At 63.5% G+C, this 12985-nt stretch carries 14 protein-coding genes; 4 read left to right on the top strand and 10 right to left on the bottom strand.

Features of this window, described 5'->3' with window-relative positions:
* Positions 1-23: 23 nt before the first annotated feature.
* The gene (locus OZ911_RS24530) at positions 24-974 is read right to left on the bottom strand and encodes a LysR family transcriptional regulator (protein WP_023046902.1); all 951 of its coding nucleotides are present in this window, start codon (positions 972-974) and stop codon (positions 24-26) included.
* A gap of 132 nt (positions 975-1106) precedes the next feature.
* Between OZ911_RS24530 and OZ911_RS24525 the strand changes: the two genes are divergently transcribed.
* Both OZ911_RS24525 and mmsB read left to right on the top strand, forming a co-directional pair.
* The gene (locus OZ911_RS24525; protein ID WP_016489126.1) at positions 1107-2633 is read left to right on the top strand and encodes a CoA-acylating methylmalonate-semialdehyde dehydrogenase; all 1527 of its coding nucleotides are present in this window, start codon (positions 1107-1109) and stop codon (positions 2631-2633) included.
* Between the two features lie 9 nt (positions 2634-2642).
* On the top strand, positions 2643-3530 hold the full coding sequence (mmsB, locus tag OZ911_RS24520) for a 3-hydroxyisobutyrate dehydrogenase (protein WP_016489125.1): 888 nt from the start codon (positions 2643-2645) through the stop codon (positions 3528-3530).
* A gap of 232 nt (positions 3531-3762) precedes the next feature.
* On the opposite strand, the gene OZ911_RS24515 is transcribed toward mmsB, so the two are convergent.
* From OZ911_RS24515 to OZ911_RS24480, 8 genes are all read right to left on the bottom strand, one after another.
* A complete protein-coding gene (locus OZ911_RS24515; protein WP_003258412.1) occupies positions 3763-4107 on the bottom strand; it encodes a cupin domain-containing protein in 345 nt (114 codons plus the stop codon).
* A gap of 119 nt (positions 4108-4226) precedes the next feature.
* Positions 4227-5159, bottom strand: coding sequence for a phosphatidate cytidylyltransferase (locus OZ911_RS24510; protein ID WP_016489124.1), 933 nt, complete (start codon positions 5157-5159; stop codon positions 4227-4229).
* A 1-nt stretch (position 5160) separates the two neighbouring features.
* Entirely contained in the window at positions 5161-5784 is a 624-nt protein-coding gene (locus tag OZ911_RS24505; protein ID WP_016489123.1) for a lysophospholipid acyltransferase family protein, read from the bottom strand.
* Between the two features lie 10 nt (positions 5785-5794).
* The gene (locus OZ911_RS24500; protein ID WP_023046903.1) at positions 5795-6226 is read right to left on the bottom strand and encodes a hypothetical protein; all 432 of its coding nucleotides are present in this window, start codon (positions 6224-6226) and stop codon (positions 5795-5797) included.
* Positions 6223-7674 (bottom strand): phosphatase PAP2/dual specificity phosphatase family protein, encoded by a 1452-nt coding sequence (locus tag OZ911_RS24495; protein ID WP_070086422.1) that lies wholly within the window; start codon positions 7672-7674, stop codon positions 6223-6225. Before OZ911_RS24495 ends, OZ911_RS24500 begins: the two co-directional genes overlap by 4 nt.
* The gene (locus tag OZ911_RS24490) at positions 7675-9429 is read right to left on the bottom strand and encodes a bifunctional alpha/beta hydrolase/class I SAM-dependent methyltransferase (protein ID WP_016489120.1); all 1755 of its coding nucleotides are present in this window, start codon (positions 9427-9429) and stop codon (positions 7675-7677) included.
* A gap of 31 nt (positions 9430-9460) precedes the next feature.
* Positions 9461-10066 (bottom strand): CDP-alcohol phosphatidyltransferase family protein, encoded by a 606-nt coding sequence (locus OZ911_RS24485; RefSeq protein ID WP_023046905.1) that lies wholly within the window; start codon positions 10064-10066, stop codon positions 9461-9463.
* Between the two features lie 83 nt (positions 10067-10149).
* Positions 10150-11031 (bottom strand): LysR substrate-binding domain-containing protein, encoded by an 882-nt coding sequence (locus OZ911_RS24480; protein WP_023046906.1) that lies wholly within the window; start codon positions 11029-11031, stop codon positions 10150-10152.
* A 77-nt stretch (positions 11032-11108) separates the two neighbouring features.
* On the opposite strand from OZ911_RS24480, the gene OZ911_RS24475 reads away from it, so the two are divergent.
* Positions 11109-11873 carry a sulfite exporter TauE/SafE family protein gene (locus OZ911_RS24475; RefSeq protein ID WP_023046907.1) on the top strand — a complete coding sequence of 255 codons (765 nt, stop codon included), beginning with the start codon at positions 11109-11111 and terminating at the stop codon, positions 11871-11873.
* On the opposite strand, the gene OZ911_RS24470 is transcribed toward OZ911_RS24475, so the two are convergent.
* A complete protein-coding gene (locus OZ911_RS24470) occupies positions 11863-12177 on the bottom strand; it encodes a putative quinol monooxygenase (RefSeq protein WP_023046908.1) in 315 nt (104 codons plus the stop codon). The genes OZ911_RS24475 and OZ911_RS24470 overlap by 11 nt on opposite strands.
* Positions 12178-12340: 163 nt before the next feature.
* Between OZ911_RS24470 and mdaB the strand changes: the two genes are divergently transcribed.
* Complete coding sequence (mdaB, locus tag OZ911_RS24465) at positions 12341-12934, top strand: NADPH:quinone oxidoreductase MdaB (RefSeq protein WP_016489115.1); 594 nt, start codon at positions 12341-12343, stop codon at positions 12932-12934.
* Positions 12935-12985: the final 51 nt, after the last annotated feature.

The following is a 12985-nucleotide window of genomic DNA, read 5'->3' as shown; positions in this document are numbered from 1 at the left end:
TACAAAGGCGCTACGCAGCACCATCACTCCTGGGCAAAGCGCATCTCGCGAGTTTCGCCCATCAACAACGGTGCATTCGCCTCGGTCACCCCACGGATGTAATCCCACAGCAGGGTAATGCGCTTCAATTTGCGCAAATCCTCCCGGCAGTACATCCAGAACTGCCGCGTCACCTCGATCTCCTCGGGCAGCACCGTCACCAGTCGCGGGTCTTGCGCCGCAAGGAAGCACGGCAGTATCGCCAGCCCACGCCCCTGCAACGCGGCGGTGTACTGCGCAATCACACTGGTACTGCGCAAGTGTGCGCTGGCGCCGGGAATCAGGTTGGCCAGGTACAAAAGCTCCGAACTGAACGCCAGGTCATCCACGTAACTGATGAACGGGTGTTTGGCCAAGTCCGCTACCTGGCGGATCGGTGCATGGCTGTCCAGGTAGTCCTGGGTCGCATACAGCCGCAAGCGGTAGTCGCACAGCTTGCAGCACACATAAGGCCCATGCTCCGGTCGCTCCAGGGCAATTACGATGTCCGCCTCACGCTTGGACAGGCTGATGAAGTGCGGCAGCGGCAGGATATCCACAGAAATCGCCGGGTAGGCATCGACGAAGTGGCTTAGCTGCGGGGTAACGAAAAAGCTGCCGAAGCCTTCGGTGCAGCCCATGCGTACATGCCCCGACAATGCCACGCCCGACCCGGACACCTGCTCGCACGCCATGTGCAGCGTGCTTTCGATCGATTCGGCATAACCGAGCAAGCGCTGCCCCTCGGCGGTAAGGACAAAGCCGTTGGTCCGCGACTTTTCAAACAACAGCGTGCCCAACGCCCCCTCCAGCGAGCTGATGCGCCGCGACACCGTGGTGTAGTCCACGCTCAGGCGTTTGGCAGCGCTGCTGGCCTTGCGGGTGCGCGCCACTTCGAGGAAAAACTTCAGGTCGTCCCAGTTGAGCGCGCTCAGGGATGTGAGGTCTTTTTGCATGATGATCCGGTTTTTTTGTGCGTTCTTGTTGGATGTTTGCACATCTATACTCGAAACAAGCCTCAGGACGCCACCTCGCGTTTGCTTGGCGCTGGCGATCTCGTCCCGACAATAATTCCAAGGAGAACGCAGATGAACGCACCGCAATCCCCAAACCAGGCCAAGGTAGAGCAGGTGAAGCTGCTGATCGACGGCCAGTGGGTCGAGTCAAAGACCACCGAATGGCGCGACATCGTCAACCCGGCCACCCAAGAGGTGCTGGCGCGGGTGCCGTTCGCCACCGTCGAGGAAGTCGACGCTGCCGTGGCCGCTGCCCACCGCGCCTTCCAGACTTGGCGAAACACCCCGATCGGCGCGCGCATGCGCATCATGCTCAAGCTGCAGGCGCTGATCCGCGAACACACCAAACGCATTGCCCAGGTGCTCAGCGCCGAGCAGGGCAAAACCCTGGCCGACGCTGAAGGCGATATTTTCCGCGGCCTGGAAGTGGTCGAACACGCCGCGTCCATTGGCACCCTGCAAATGGGCGAATTTGCCGAGAACGTCGCCGGCGGTGTCGATACCTACACCCTGCGCCAGCCAATCGGCGTATGCGCCGGTATCACCCCGTTCAACTTCCCGGCCATGATCCCGCTGTGGATGTTCCCCATGGCCATCGTGTGTGGCAACACCTTCGTGCTCAAACCGTCCGAGCAAGATCCGCTGTCGACCATGCTGCTGGTCGAGCTGGCGCTGGAAGCCGGCGTACCGGCCGGCGTGCTCAACGTGGTGCATGGCGGTAAGCAAGTGGTGGATGCCATCTGCACTCACCCGGATATCAAGGCCATTTCGTTCGTCGGCTCTACTGAAGTCGGCACCCACGTGTACAACCTCGGCAGCCAGCACGGCAAGCGCGTGCAGTCGATGATGGGTGCCAAGAACCACGCAGTGGTGCTGCCCGATGCCAACCGCACGCAAACCATCAACGCCCTGGTCGGTGCCGCCTTCGGCGCGGCGGGCCAACGCTGCATGGCCACCTCGGTGGCGGTGCTGGTGGGCAAGGCCCGTGAGTGGCTGCCCGACATCAAGGAAGCGGCAAGCAAACTGAAGGTCAATGCCGGCTGCGAACCGGGCACCGACGTTGGCCCGGTGGTTTCCAAACGCGCCAAGGAGCGTGTGCTGGGCCTGATCGAAAGCGGCATCAAGGAAGGCGCCAAGCTGGAACTCGACGGCCGCGAGGTCACGGTGCCCGGTTACGAGCAGGGCAACTTCGTTGGCCCAACCCTGTTCTCGGGCGTGAAGACCGACATGCAGGTCTATACCCAGGAAATCTTCGGCCCGGTACTGGTTACCCTGGAGGTCGATACCCTCGACGAGGCCATCGCCCTGGTCAACGCCAACCCGTTCGGTAATGGCACCGGGCTGTTCACCCAGAGCGGCGCGGCAGCGCGCAAGTTCCAGAGCGAAATTGATATCGGCCAGGTCGGCATCAACATCCCGATCCCGGTACCGGTACCGTTCTTCAGCTTCACCGGCTCCCGCGGCTCCAAGCTCGGCGACCTCGGCCCGTACGGCAAGCAAGTGGTGCAGTTCTACACTCAGACCAAGACCGTCACCGCTCGCTGGTTCGATGACGACAGCGTCAATGACGGTGTGAACACCACCATCAGCCTGCGCTAAGGAGAAGTCATGCGTATTGCATTCATTGGTCTGGGCAATATGGGTGCGCCCATGGCCCGCAACCTGATCAAGGCCGGGCATCAACTGAACCTGTTCGACCTCAACAAGGCCGTGCTGGCCGAGCTGGCAGAGCTGGGTGGGCAGATCAGCCCATCACCCAAGGACGCGGCAGCCAACAGCGAGCTGGTGATCACCATGCTGCCGGCTGCTGCCCATGTACGCAGCGTGTACCTGAACGAAGATGGCGTGCTGGCCGGTATTCGTGCCGGTACGCCTACCGTGGACTGCAGCACCATCGACCCGCAAACCGCCCGTGATGTGTCCAAGGCGGCAGCGGCCAAAGGCGTAGACATGGGCGACGCGCCGGTGTCCGGTGGCACTGGCGGCGCGGCGGCCGGCACCCTTACCTTCATGGTAGGCGCCAGTGCCGAGCTGTTCGCCACGCTCAAGCCGGTACTGGAGCAGATGGGCCGCAACATCGTGCACTGCGGTGAAGTCGGCACCGGGCAGATCGCCAAAATCTGCAACAACCTGCTGCTGGGCATCTCGATGGTCGGTGTGTCCGAGGCCATGGCCCTGGGCAACGCGCTGGGCATCGATACCAAGGTGCTGGCCGGCATCATCAACAGTTCGACCGGGCGTTGCTGGAGTTCGGACACCTACAACCCGTGGCCGGGCATTATCGAAACGGCGCCGGCATCGCGTGGTTATACCGGTGGCTTTGGCGCCGAACTGATGCTCAAGGATTTGGGGCTGGCCACTGAAGCGGCACGCCAGGCTCACCAACCGGTGATCCTGGGTGCTGTGGCCCAGCAGCTGTACCAGGCCATGAGCCTGCGTGGCGAGGGTGGCAAGGACTTCTCGGCCATCGTCGAGGGTTATCGCAAGAAAGATTGACGCAAGAGGTGGGCTTCATCGCGGGCCAGGCGGCCTTCCCTCTGTAACTGCGCACCAGAGGGAAGGGCACCTGCCCCGCGATTTTTTTTGCCCGTATTTCAGGCTAGAGATGGTTGTAGGAGCAGCCTTGTGCTGCGAAGAGGCCAGCCAAGACAACACAACTGCTGTGTCTGAACTGGCCTCTTCGCAGCACAAGACTGCTCCTACACAGGGCTATGTGTAGCTTCAGGGATCAGGCGAAGACAAAATACTTGCGCACGGTCTCGACCACTTCCCAGGTGCCTTTCATACCTGGTTCGATCACGAACACGTCGCCGGCCTTCAGGTGCTTCGGCTCTTCGCCTTCCGGGGTGATGATGCAGTAGCCATCGAGGAAGTGGCAGAACTCCCACTTCTCGTAGTTGACCTCGAACTTGCCCGGGGTGCAGATCCAGGTGCCCATGATCTTGCTGCCGTCGGCCGACAGGTAGGCATTGAGGTTGACGGTGTGCGGATCGCCGCCGATGCGCTTCCACTTGGTGGCGTCCACGACCGGCGTCGGGCAGGTTTCGCGCAGGACGGTGATGAAATCGGACATGTGGCAACTCCTGGTGACTGGCTGAATGACGGGTCACCATAGGGCCATCGGCCGAGCCGCAGTTGCCTGGGCTCGACGTCCAGCTGTCTGGTCGCGCTATGCCAGACGTTTGATATTCGCTACGCCCACCAGTACCGCACAAAGTGGAAGAACACTGGCGCGGCAAAGCACACCGAGTCCATGCGATCGAGCATGCCGCCGTGGCCTTCGATCATGTGGCCCCAGTCCTTCACCCCGCGGTCGCGCTTGATCGCCGACATCACCAGCCCGCCGAAGAAGCCCATGGCGTTGACCGCCAACGCCATCAGCGCGGCCTGCCAGAAGGTGAACGGGGTGATCCAGCACAACAGGGCGCCGATCAGGGTGGCCAGTGCCACGCCGCCGGCCAACCCTTCTACGGTCTTGGACGGTGACAGGTTGGGGGCCACCTTGTGCTTGCCAAACAGCTTGCCGCACACGTACTGCAGCACGTCGCTGATCTGCACCACCAGGATCAACCAGGCGATCAGCAGCAGGTTCCGCCCCTCGTAGCCGGGGATGTCCAGGGTCATCAAGGCGGGCACCGACGATACGCAGTACACCGCGATCATCAGCCCCCACTGCACCTTCGACGCACGTTCGAGAAAGCGCGTGGTATCGCCGCCGAAGCTGGCCAAAATCGGCAGCAGCAGGAACAGGTACACCGGGATGAAGATGCTGAACAGGCCGTACCAGTCCATGGCGATCAGCACGTACTGCACCGGCAGTGCCACATAAAACGCTGCCACCAGCGCCGGGTAGTCGCTGCGCCGGGTCGGGGTGAGGGTCATGAACTCGCGCAGGGCGTAGAACGACACACCATAGAACAGCACGATCACGCCGTATTTACCGAACAGGAAGGCAATGCCGATTACCAGCACCATCACCCACCAGGCGTTGATGCGGGCGTTGAGGTTGTCGATTACCGCGTGTGGCGCCGGGCCGGCGCGCCACTTGAGCAGGCGGCCGGTCACGCTGGCGAGCAGCAGCAGGGCGCCGATGCCGGCGAACAGGGAAAGGGTGTTGTCGTCCATCTCAGGCATCCTTCGGGGCCAGGTTCAGCAGGGCCTGGCTGGCCCGCTCGAGAAAGGCCTGCTTGCTTTCGTCAGCGTGCAGGTGCAGTGGTTCGCCAAAGCTCAGTGTGCACAGCAACGGCAGGGGCAGGGCACGGCCCTTGGGCATCACGCGGTTGAGGTTGGCGATCCATACCGGTACCAGCTCGACATCGGGATGGGCCGCGGCCAGGTGGTACAACCCGCTCCTGAACGGCATCAGTGGCTCGTCACCCAGGTTACGCGTGCCTTCCGGGAAGAAGATCAGCGAGTCGCCTTGGGCCACGGCTTCAAGGATCGGCTGTAGCGGGCTGCCTTGCCCTTCGCTGCGTTGGCGGTCGATCAATACGCCGTTGAACACCTTGCGAATGAGAAAATCGCGGATGCCCGGCTTGGCCCAGTAGTCCGCGCCGGCCACCGGGCGGGTGCGTTTGCGCAAGGGCTGCGGCAGTGAAGCCCACAGCAATACGAAGTCACCGTGGCTACTGTGGTTGGCGAAGTACAGGCGCTGCACTGGCAGCGGCGTGCAACCCAGCCACAGGGCGCGGGCGCCCGTGATCAGGCGGGCGGCGGAGGTGATGAGGTAGGCGGTCAGGTTGGCGAGCATGGATCGGTGGTCATCCCTTCAAAGGCAGTGTCAGCAGGGTAGCCAAGGCCAGCGACAACTGCAGGCCCAGGCACACTGCCTGGCGGCGCAACAGGCCCAACGCGGCCTGGCTGCGTTCAGGCCAGGCGCGGGCGTCCGTGGCCTGCGGTTTCAGTTTCAGCTCGAACAGGGCGCGGTCCAGGGCCTGGGTGTCCGCTGCCAGGTGGTTGCTGCTGGCGAGGTGGGTGAACAGTTCGGCATCCATGGCCACGCGGATGGCCCAGTACTTGTGCACTACGCCAAGCACCAGCAGCACGCCGCACAGCAAGCTGGCCAGCGTTTGAAGGGGCGCACCCAGCAACGGCGCAAGGCCGTAGGCCAGGGCCAGCAGGGTGAACCCGTCGGACACGCGTTCCAGCTGTTTGCCGCGGCCCAGCAGGCAGGCCACCACCCGCAGGTTCATGGCTGTGCTCCAAGCTGTTGCAGGGCCCGGCGGTGTGCCGGGTGCAGGACGATGCCGGGGCGGGCTTTGCGGATCAGTGCTTCGGCCTGCTGGGCGTCGCTGCAGCGGCCGGAGAGCAGCAGCCAGGCGGCCACGGCGCTGGCGCTGCGTGAATAGCCCAGAGCGCAGCAGACCAGTACGGGGCCTTGGGCGCGCAGGCGTTCGATGGCGTCGGCGGCCTGCTGTAAAAGGGCAACGTCCGGCGCTATCAGGTCCAGGGTAGGGAAACACTGATACTCAAAGGCTGGCGCGGCCGTTGTAGGAGCGGCCTCGTGTCGTGAAAGGGGCGCGAAGCGGCCCCGGTTTTTCAGCTTTGCGGCAGACATCGCCGGGGCCGCTGCGCAGCCCTTTCGCGACACAACGCCGCTCCCACAAATGTGCGCAGCAGGGCGGCTGACAGCGCACGGCAGCTCGGCGCACAAATCGACAATTGCGGCGAACGGCGTGCTGCGCCCAGGGACCCTCCCCAGATACACGCCATCGCACACCTCATCGGCCTGCGGGTGGTGCCAGGTCCAGAGCCGCGAATTGACCCACGCTCCGACCAGGTACGGTGTCAGCAGCCATATGGCCGCGCTCGACAAGCGCCCATCGGCGCCTTTCTGAAACCCGCCTGCACCGAACACGGCATAATTCAGCGCAACCAGCGCCAGCGATAGACTCGGCCAAGCCAACCACAACCAGGCACCGCTCAATTCAACGGCAGGCACTGCGCACAACACTGCGCCCAGGGCATAACAAAACGCGACCCACCAGCGCTTGGCATCCCGTGCAAAGTGCACCTGCTGCCAGGGCAGCCGCCCTTGATACGGCCACAGCCAGACGCAGGCAAACCCCGCCAGTGCCCCCGTGGGTACATCGATGAAATGGTGCTGCCAGGTGGTCAGTACCGACACCCCGATCAACGCCATCCAGCCATGCATCAGCCATCGCCAGGGCTGACGCCGCACATGCCGGGCAAACATCGTCCAGATGATCACCAGCAGCGCAATGTGCAGCGAAGGCGCCTGGTTGAACGGCTTGTCGAACCCCATTAGCACATCGAACAGCCAGCCGAACAGCCCGCCCAGCTCCGGCCGTTCGAAGGTGAACCGCAGCGGCCACAGCAGGAAGCAGGTGACACTGATCACTTGTGCGCTGAGCAGTGCCAGCGCATGCCGGTCCATTTCCTGGCGCGTACGCGGCAGCAGAAAGGACAGCCCGTAGAGCAAGTCGATCGACCAGTACGGGATGATCGTCCAAGGCCACAGCGGCATGCTGCGCTCCCAGCCGAACACCAGGCTGCCGACATCACTGCGGCCGGCGGTATGGTTGTTCGCCAGCCCGTAACTGAGGAAGAACAACGGCCCCAGCAGCAGAAGCCAGCACACCCCTCGGCGTACCAGCCCAGGCTCGCGTGGTGGGTTCATTCAGCGCACCCGCTGTGCCAGGCTGACGCTGAAAATACCCCATTCATCGATGCGCTGGGCCAGCTTGCGGAAGCCGGCTGCTTCTACCAACTGGTCCATTTCGGCCTGGCTGCGGCGTCGCATCACCCAGGCCTCGCCGCCTCGGTGGCTGGTGAGCGCGCGGGCGATCATTTCCAGTTGTGGGTGCCACGGCTGGCCGGTGTAGACCAGATAACCGCCATCTTCCACGGCATCGGCCAGGCCGGCCAGCGAATTGCCCACCAGTTGGTTGCTGGGGAACAGTTCGTAGAGCCCCGATACAACGGCCAGGGTCGGTGGCTGTTCCAGCGTGGCGAGGCTCTGGCGGTCGAAGGCATCGCCCTGGACGAAACGGGCGATGTCAGCCAGGCCCTTTTCGGCGATCAGCGCGCTGCCTTGCTGCACGTTCAGCTCGCTGTAGTCGCGCAGCAGGATCGAATCAGGCAACTGCTCAAGGTCTTGCAGGGCTTCGAGGATGTAGCGGCCATGACCGGCGGCGATATCGACAATGTGCACTGGCCGTTGTTGTTCGCGCAGCCGGTTGATGGCCAAGCGCAGCAGCTCTTCGACGTGGAGCTTGCGCTGGCGAATACCGCGCCAGCCGATGGCGTCGAGGTAGTGCTGGTCGATCAGGCGGCCCAGCTTGCCCTTGCCGGTCGGTTGGTTGCGGTACACATAGTCGAGCGTGCTGCCCGAGTCGAAGCCGGTGTCAAAGCCCAGTTTCACACCCGCAGACAGTCCCTTGCCCAGGCTTAGCCCAGCGCGGGTAGCGCGCCAGTAAAGGTCACGCGGCGAGTGGCGTGGCAATGGTGCGGCCAGGCTTTCGGCTTCGGCGCAACTGGCGCCGGTCTTGTCGGCATCGAGCAGTGAGGGCAGCGCGGCGGGGCTGGCGAAGCAATGCTCCACAAATCGCTCGATGCGCTTCAGGGCATGGGCCCGGTCACGTTCGCCAAGGGTATCGTGGAAGAAACCCGGCAGGAGGTGCATTTCCTTGCGCGTGCTGCCCAGCCGTTCGAAAAAGCGTTCCTGCGGCTGGCGCTCGACCACGAAATCGGCCCCGGATACCAGCAACTGGGTCGGTACCTGAATGGCCTGGGCATCCGCCACCACCCGGTCAGCGGCTTCGTATAGGCCCAGCAGCATGGTCACCGAAATCGGCCGGCTGATCAGCGGGTCGGCCACGTATGACATGACCCGCTCGGGGTCGTGCGTGAGCAGGCGGGGCTTGACGTAGCTGTTGACGAAGAAGTTGCCGCGCAAGGCCTTGAGCAGCTTCAGGCCCGGGCGGGCGAACGGCACGTAGAGCTTGACCTTGAACGCTGGTGAGGCCAGTACCAGGCAGCGCACCTTGGGTGCATAGTCGTGGGCCCAGGTGGCAATCAGTACAGCGCCGACGCTTTGCGCCAGCACCACCATGTCGTGCTCGGCGATGCCGTGATGTGCCTGGATATGTTCGATGAAGGTTTGCACGTCGCGCACGCTGGTGGCAAACCCCGGGCTGTCGCCACGTGCGCCTGGCGACTGGCCATGGCCGCGGGCATCCCAAGCGAAGAAGTCATAGCCCGGCATGTCCAGTTCATCGGCCAGGTGGGCCATGCGCCCACCGTGTTCATGGCCGCGGTGGAACATCACCACGGCCCGGCGTGGCTGGTGCTCGTTGCGGGTGGCAGGCCAATGACGGTAGTGCAACTCGACACCGTCATGGGTGGAGAAGTGCAGCGCTTGCGCTTGGCGCATGATCAACGTCCTTTTTGCGGCGGCTTTGGGCTCAGCGGGTTTCGGCCAGCCCCTGGCGAACCCGGTTGTAGAGGGTATAGAGCGAGAGCGCGAGGATGACCAGCAGCAAGCCATTGACCCAGCTGCCGTTCAGCAGGCCAAAGGCGACCCCGGTGCCCAGCACGCCGAAGGCAAAGGCCCGGTCGCTTTTGCCCATGGGGCCGTCATAACGCCGCGATGCACCGGCCAGCGGGCCCATGACACCGGCGTATTCACTGAAGGTGGCACACAGCACCAGCAGCACCACCAGCGTTGGTGAAACCCCGGCCAGCAGGGCGAAGGGCAGGTACAAGGCGGCGTCGGCGATTACGTCGCAGAGTTCATTGAGGTAGGCGCCGAGGGTGGATTGCTGGCCGAACTCCCTGGCCAGCATACCGTCGACCGCATTCAGCGCCATGCGCAGCAGCATCCAGACCGGTATCAGGATGAACAGCCAGGTAATGTGGGGCAGGCTGGCCAGCAGCAGGCCCAGCAGGATCGACACCACTGCGGCGGCGACGGTGACCTGGTTGGCGGTGACGCCGCGGTCGTAAAGGCGCTGGACTGCCGGGCGCAGCAGGGCCTGGAAGCGTGGTTTGAGCTGGTAGATCGATGCCACTGTGAAATCCTTTTTCGTGGTGCGATGGGAGGATTGTGTGCGACCGGCCAAAAAAATGCACTTCCTGTGCAGGAACTGCCGCTTCAACGGGTGAAGGTGGTTACCAATGCTGCGGCATAGCCCGGTAACGCCGCAAAATCCCGCGCGCACACCAGCAACTTGCGGTTGGCCCACGCCTCTTCCAGCGCCACCCAGTGCATTGGCAACACGCCCTGCCAGCGCTTCACGGCTGCCAGCGGCACCACCCCGACGCCGGCCCCGCCAGCAACCATGCGGATCACCCCATCGAAACCCTCGGCCCGCACCCGTACTTGCATGCGGCGCCCCTCGCGCAGTGCCTGCTCCTCCAGATACTGCGCCAACGCGCTACTGGCGCCCAGCCCGACATGGCCATGGACCAGGCTGTCGATGAAGCGGGGCGCGGCCTCACTGGCCAACGGGTGGCCCAAGGGTGTCACCAGCACCAGCGGGTCATCGCGAAACGGGCGGGTCTGCAGGTGTTGATTGGGCGCGGCGGTCGATACGATGCCAAGGTCCGCCATGCCCTGGGTAATCGCCTGCACGATGCGCAGGCTCGGCAACGCCTGCACATCCACGCTGACCCCGGGGTTTTCAGCCAGATAGCTGGCCAGCAGCTCCGGCAGGTACTCTGTAAGTGCTGCTGTGTTGCACAGCAAGCGCACCTGGCCCTGCTGCCCTTGCGCGTACTGGCCCAGATCAAACTGCAGGCGCTCGACCTGCTGGCCTATCAGACGTGCATGCTGCAGCAGTGCCTGGCCAGCCGGGGTCGGCTGCACGCCACGGCGGTTGCGCGCCAGCAACGGGATACCCAGCGATGCCTCCATGGCGCGGATGCGCGCGCTGGCGGCCGGCAGCGACAGGTGGCTGCGGCTGGCGCCGGCGGTGATGTTGCCGCATTCCAGGGTGTGCTGGAACAGTTTGAGGTCGATCAGGTCGAAATGCATGTGGCTCTGTCATTGCAAGAGTCTGGCTGAGTATATGGCAGATTTTCCCGCAGCCCGGAACCGGCCATCATCCGCCCATGACTACTTCGCTCGCTTTCTACCAGAACATTGGTCCGGCATTGTCGCTGCTGGTGGTACTGACCTTCCTGCTGGCGGGTGCGGTGAAGGGGGTAATCGGCCTGGGCCTGCCGACCATCGCCATGGGCCTGCTGGGCCTGGCTATGCCACCGGCGCAGGCTGCAGCATTGCTGATCGTGCCTTCGACCCTCACCAACATTTGGCAACTGGCCAGCGGCGGGCACCTGCGTGCGTTGCTGGCGCGGCTGGGGCCGATGCTGGCGCTGATCTTCATTGGCACCCTGCTGGGCAGTGCCTGGTTGGGGATCGACAGTGGTCCATGGGCCGCGCACGCACTGGGTGCGGCCTTGTTGGCATATGCGTTGTACGGCCTGCTCGGCCCAAGCTTGCACCTGGCGCCGGCGCACGAGCGTTGGCTAGGGCCGGTCTGCGGGCTGATGACGGGGGTGATCACGGCGGCAACCGGGGTGTTCGTGATACCTGCTGTGCCCTACCTGCAGAGCCTGGGCCTGAGCCGTGAACAGATGATCCAGGCCCTGGGCCTGTCGTTCACGGTTTCAACCGTGGCGCTGGCGGTTGGCCTGGCCGGGCAGGATGCCCTGGGGGGCCAGGCGTTGGGGGCTTCGCTGCTGATGCTGGCGCCCGCCTTGCTCGGCATGCTGGCCGGGCAGTGGTTGCGTCAGCGCATCAGCGCGCTGCTGTTCAAGCGTTGCTTTTTCATCGGCCTGGCCGCACTCGGCGGCCACTTGCTGATCAACGGCTAGCGGACGAGGCACTGAGCATGTCGACCCGCTGGATATCGAAATCGCGCTCCAGGTAGTCCATGCGCTTTTCAAAAAACGCCTTCATGTGCGGCAAAGCCGAGTGCACGTCCAGTGCAGCCTGGTCGGCCCACACTTCAAAGAACACGAACAGGCTTGGGTCCTGCTGGTCGCGCAGCATGTGGTACTCGATGCAGCCCGGTTCCTGGCGGCTGGGCTCGACGTAGGGGCGGAACAGGGTTTCGAACGCATCAGCCATTTCCGGGCGGGTCTTGGCTTTGAGGATGAAGGCGAACTGCTCACTCATGGGGCACTACTCGATGATGGGTGGTGAAACGATTCTAAGGCAATAATGCTTTACCCATTCGTGACTTCTGCTCAATTGTATTTTGCCCCGTCATTGCTGTATCCCAGCCCCGCGAGCCTCTAACCTGCCGGCATCAAATTTTCACTCGGCCCGGGAGGCCAGCATGAAAAAGATCCTTCTGCTTAATGGTGGTAAACAGTTCGCCCATTCCGAAGGCCGCCTCAACGCGACCTTGCACGAAGCGGCCATCGCTCACCTGGACCGTGCCGGTTACGATGTGCAGCAGACTTTCATCGACGGCGGCTACGACGTGCAGGCCGAGGTCGAGAAGTTTCTCTGGGCCGATGTGATCGTGTACCAGATGCCGGGCTGGTGGATGGGCGCACCCTGGACCGTGAAAAAGTACATCGACGAAGTCTTTACCGCGGGCCATGGCAGCCTTTACGCCAACGATGGCCGTACCCGTTCGGACCACTCGCAGAAATACGGCAGCGGTGGGCTGGTGCACGGCAAGCAGTACATGCTGTCGCTGACCTGGAATGCGCCGCAGCAGGCGTTCGATGACCCGAGCGACTTCTTCGAAGGCAAAGGTGTGGATGCCGTGTACTTCCCGTTCCACAAGGCCAACCAGTTCCTTGGCATGACTGGCCTGCCGACTTACCTGGCGGTGGATGTGATGAAGCGCCCGGATGTGCCGGCGGCGTTGGCTGCTTATGAGGCACATCTGGACAAGGTGTTCGGCAGGGCACAGCAGTAGGTTGCCTTTTCCGGCCTCTTCGCGGGGCAAGCCCGCTCCCACAAGTTCTCC

The sequence above is a fragment of the Pseudomonas fortuita genome (genome assembly GCF_026898135.2).
GTDB classification, from domain to species: Bacteria; Pseudomonadota; Gammaproteobacteria; order Pseudomonadales; family Pseudomonadaceae; genus Aquipseudomonas; species Aquipseudomonas fortuita.
This window is presented reverse-complemented; position numbering and strand designations above follow the sequence as displayed.

Bases quoted from the DNA above. Each gene is read 5' to 3' on its own strand.
- OZ911_RS24530 (WP_023046902.1), bottom strand. From the start codon at position 974: ATGCAAAAAGACCTCACATCCCTGAGCGCGCTCAACTGGGACGACCTG.
- OZ911_RS24525 (WP_016489126.1), top strand. From the start codon at position 1,107: ATGAACGCACCGCAATCCCCAAACCAGGCCAAGGTAGAGCAGGTGAAG.
- mmsB (WP_016489125.1), top strand. From the start codon at position 2,643: ATGCGTATTGCATTCATTGGTCTGGGCAATATGGGTGCGCCCATGGCC.
- OZ911_RS24515 (WP_003258412.1), bottom strand. From the start codon at position 4,107: ATGTCCGATTTCATCACCGTCCTGCGCGAAACCTGCCCGACGCCGGTC.
- OZ911_RS24510 (WP_016489124.1), bottom strand. From the start codon at position 5,159: ATGGACGACAACACCCTTTCCCTGTTCGCCGGCATCGGCGCCCTGCTG.
- OZ911_RS24505 (WP_016489123.1), bottom strand. From the start codon at position 5,784: ATGCTCGCCAACCTGACCGCCTACCTCATCACCTCCGCCGCCCGCCTG.
- OZ911_RS24500 (WP_023046903.1), bottom strand. From the start codon at position 6,226: ATGAACCTGCGGGTGGTGGCCTGCCTGCTGGGCCGCGGCAAACAGCTG.
- OZ911_RS24495 (WP_070086422.1), bottom strand. From the start codon at position 7,674: ATGAACCCACCACGCGAGCCTGGGCTGGTACGCCGAGGGGTGTGCTGG.
- OZ911_RS24490 (WP_016489120.1), bottom strand. From the start codon at position 9,429: ATGCGCCAAGCGCAAGCGCTGCACTTCTCCACCCATGACGGTGTCGAG.
- OZ911_RS24480 (WP_023046906.1), bottom strand. From the start codon at position 11,031: ATGCATTTCGACCTGATCGACCTCAAACTGTTCCAGCACACCCTGGAA.
- OZ911_RS24475 (WP_023046907.1), top strand. From the start codon at position 11,109: ATGACTACTTCGCTCGCTTTCTACCAGAACATTGGTCCGGCATTGTCG.
- OZ911_RS24470 (WP_023046908.1), bottom strand. From the start codon at position 12,177: ATGAGTGAGCAGTTCGCCTTCATCCTCAAAGCCAAGACCCGCCCGGAA.
- mdaB (WP_016489115.1), top strand. From the start codon at position 12,341: ATGAAAAAGATCCTTCTGCTTAATGGTGGTAAACAGTTCGCCCATTCC.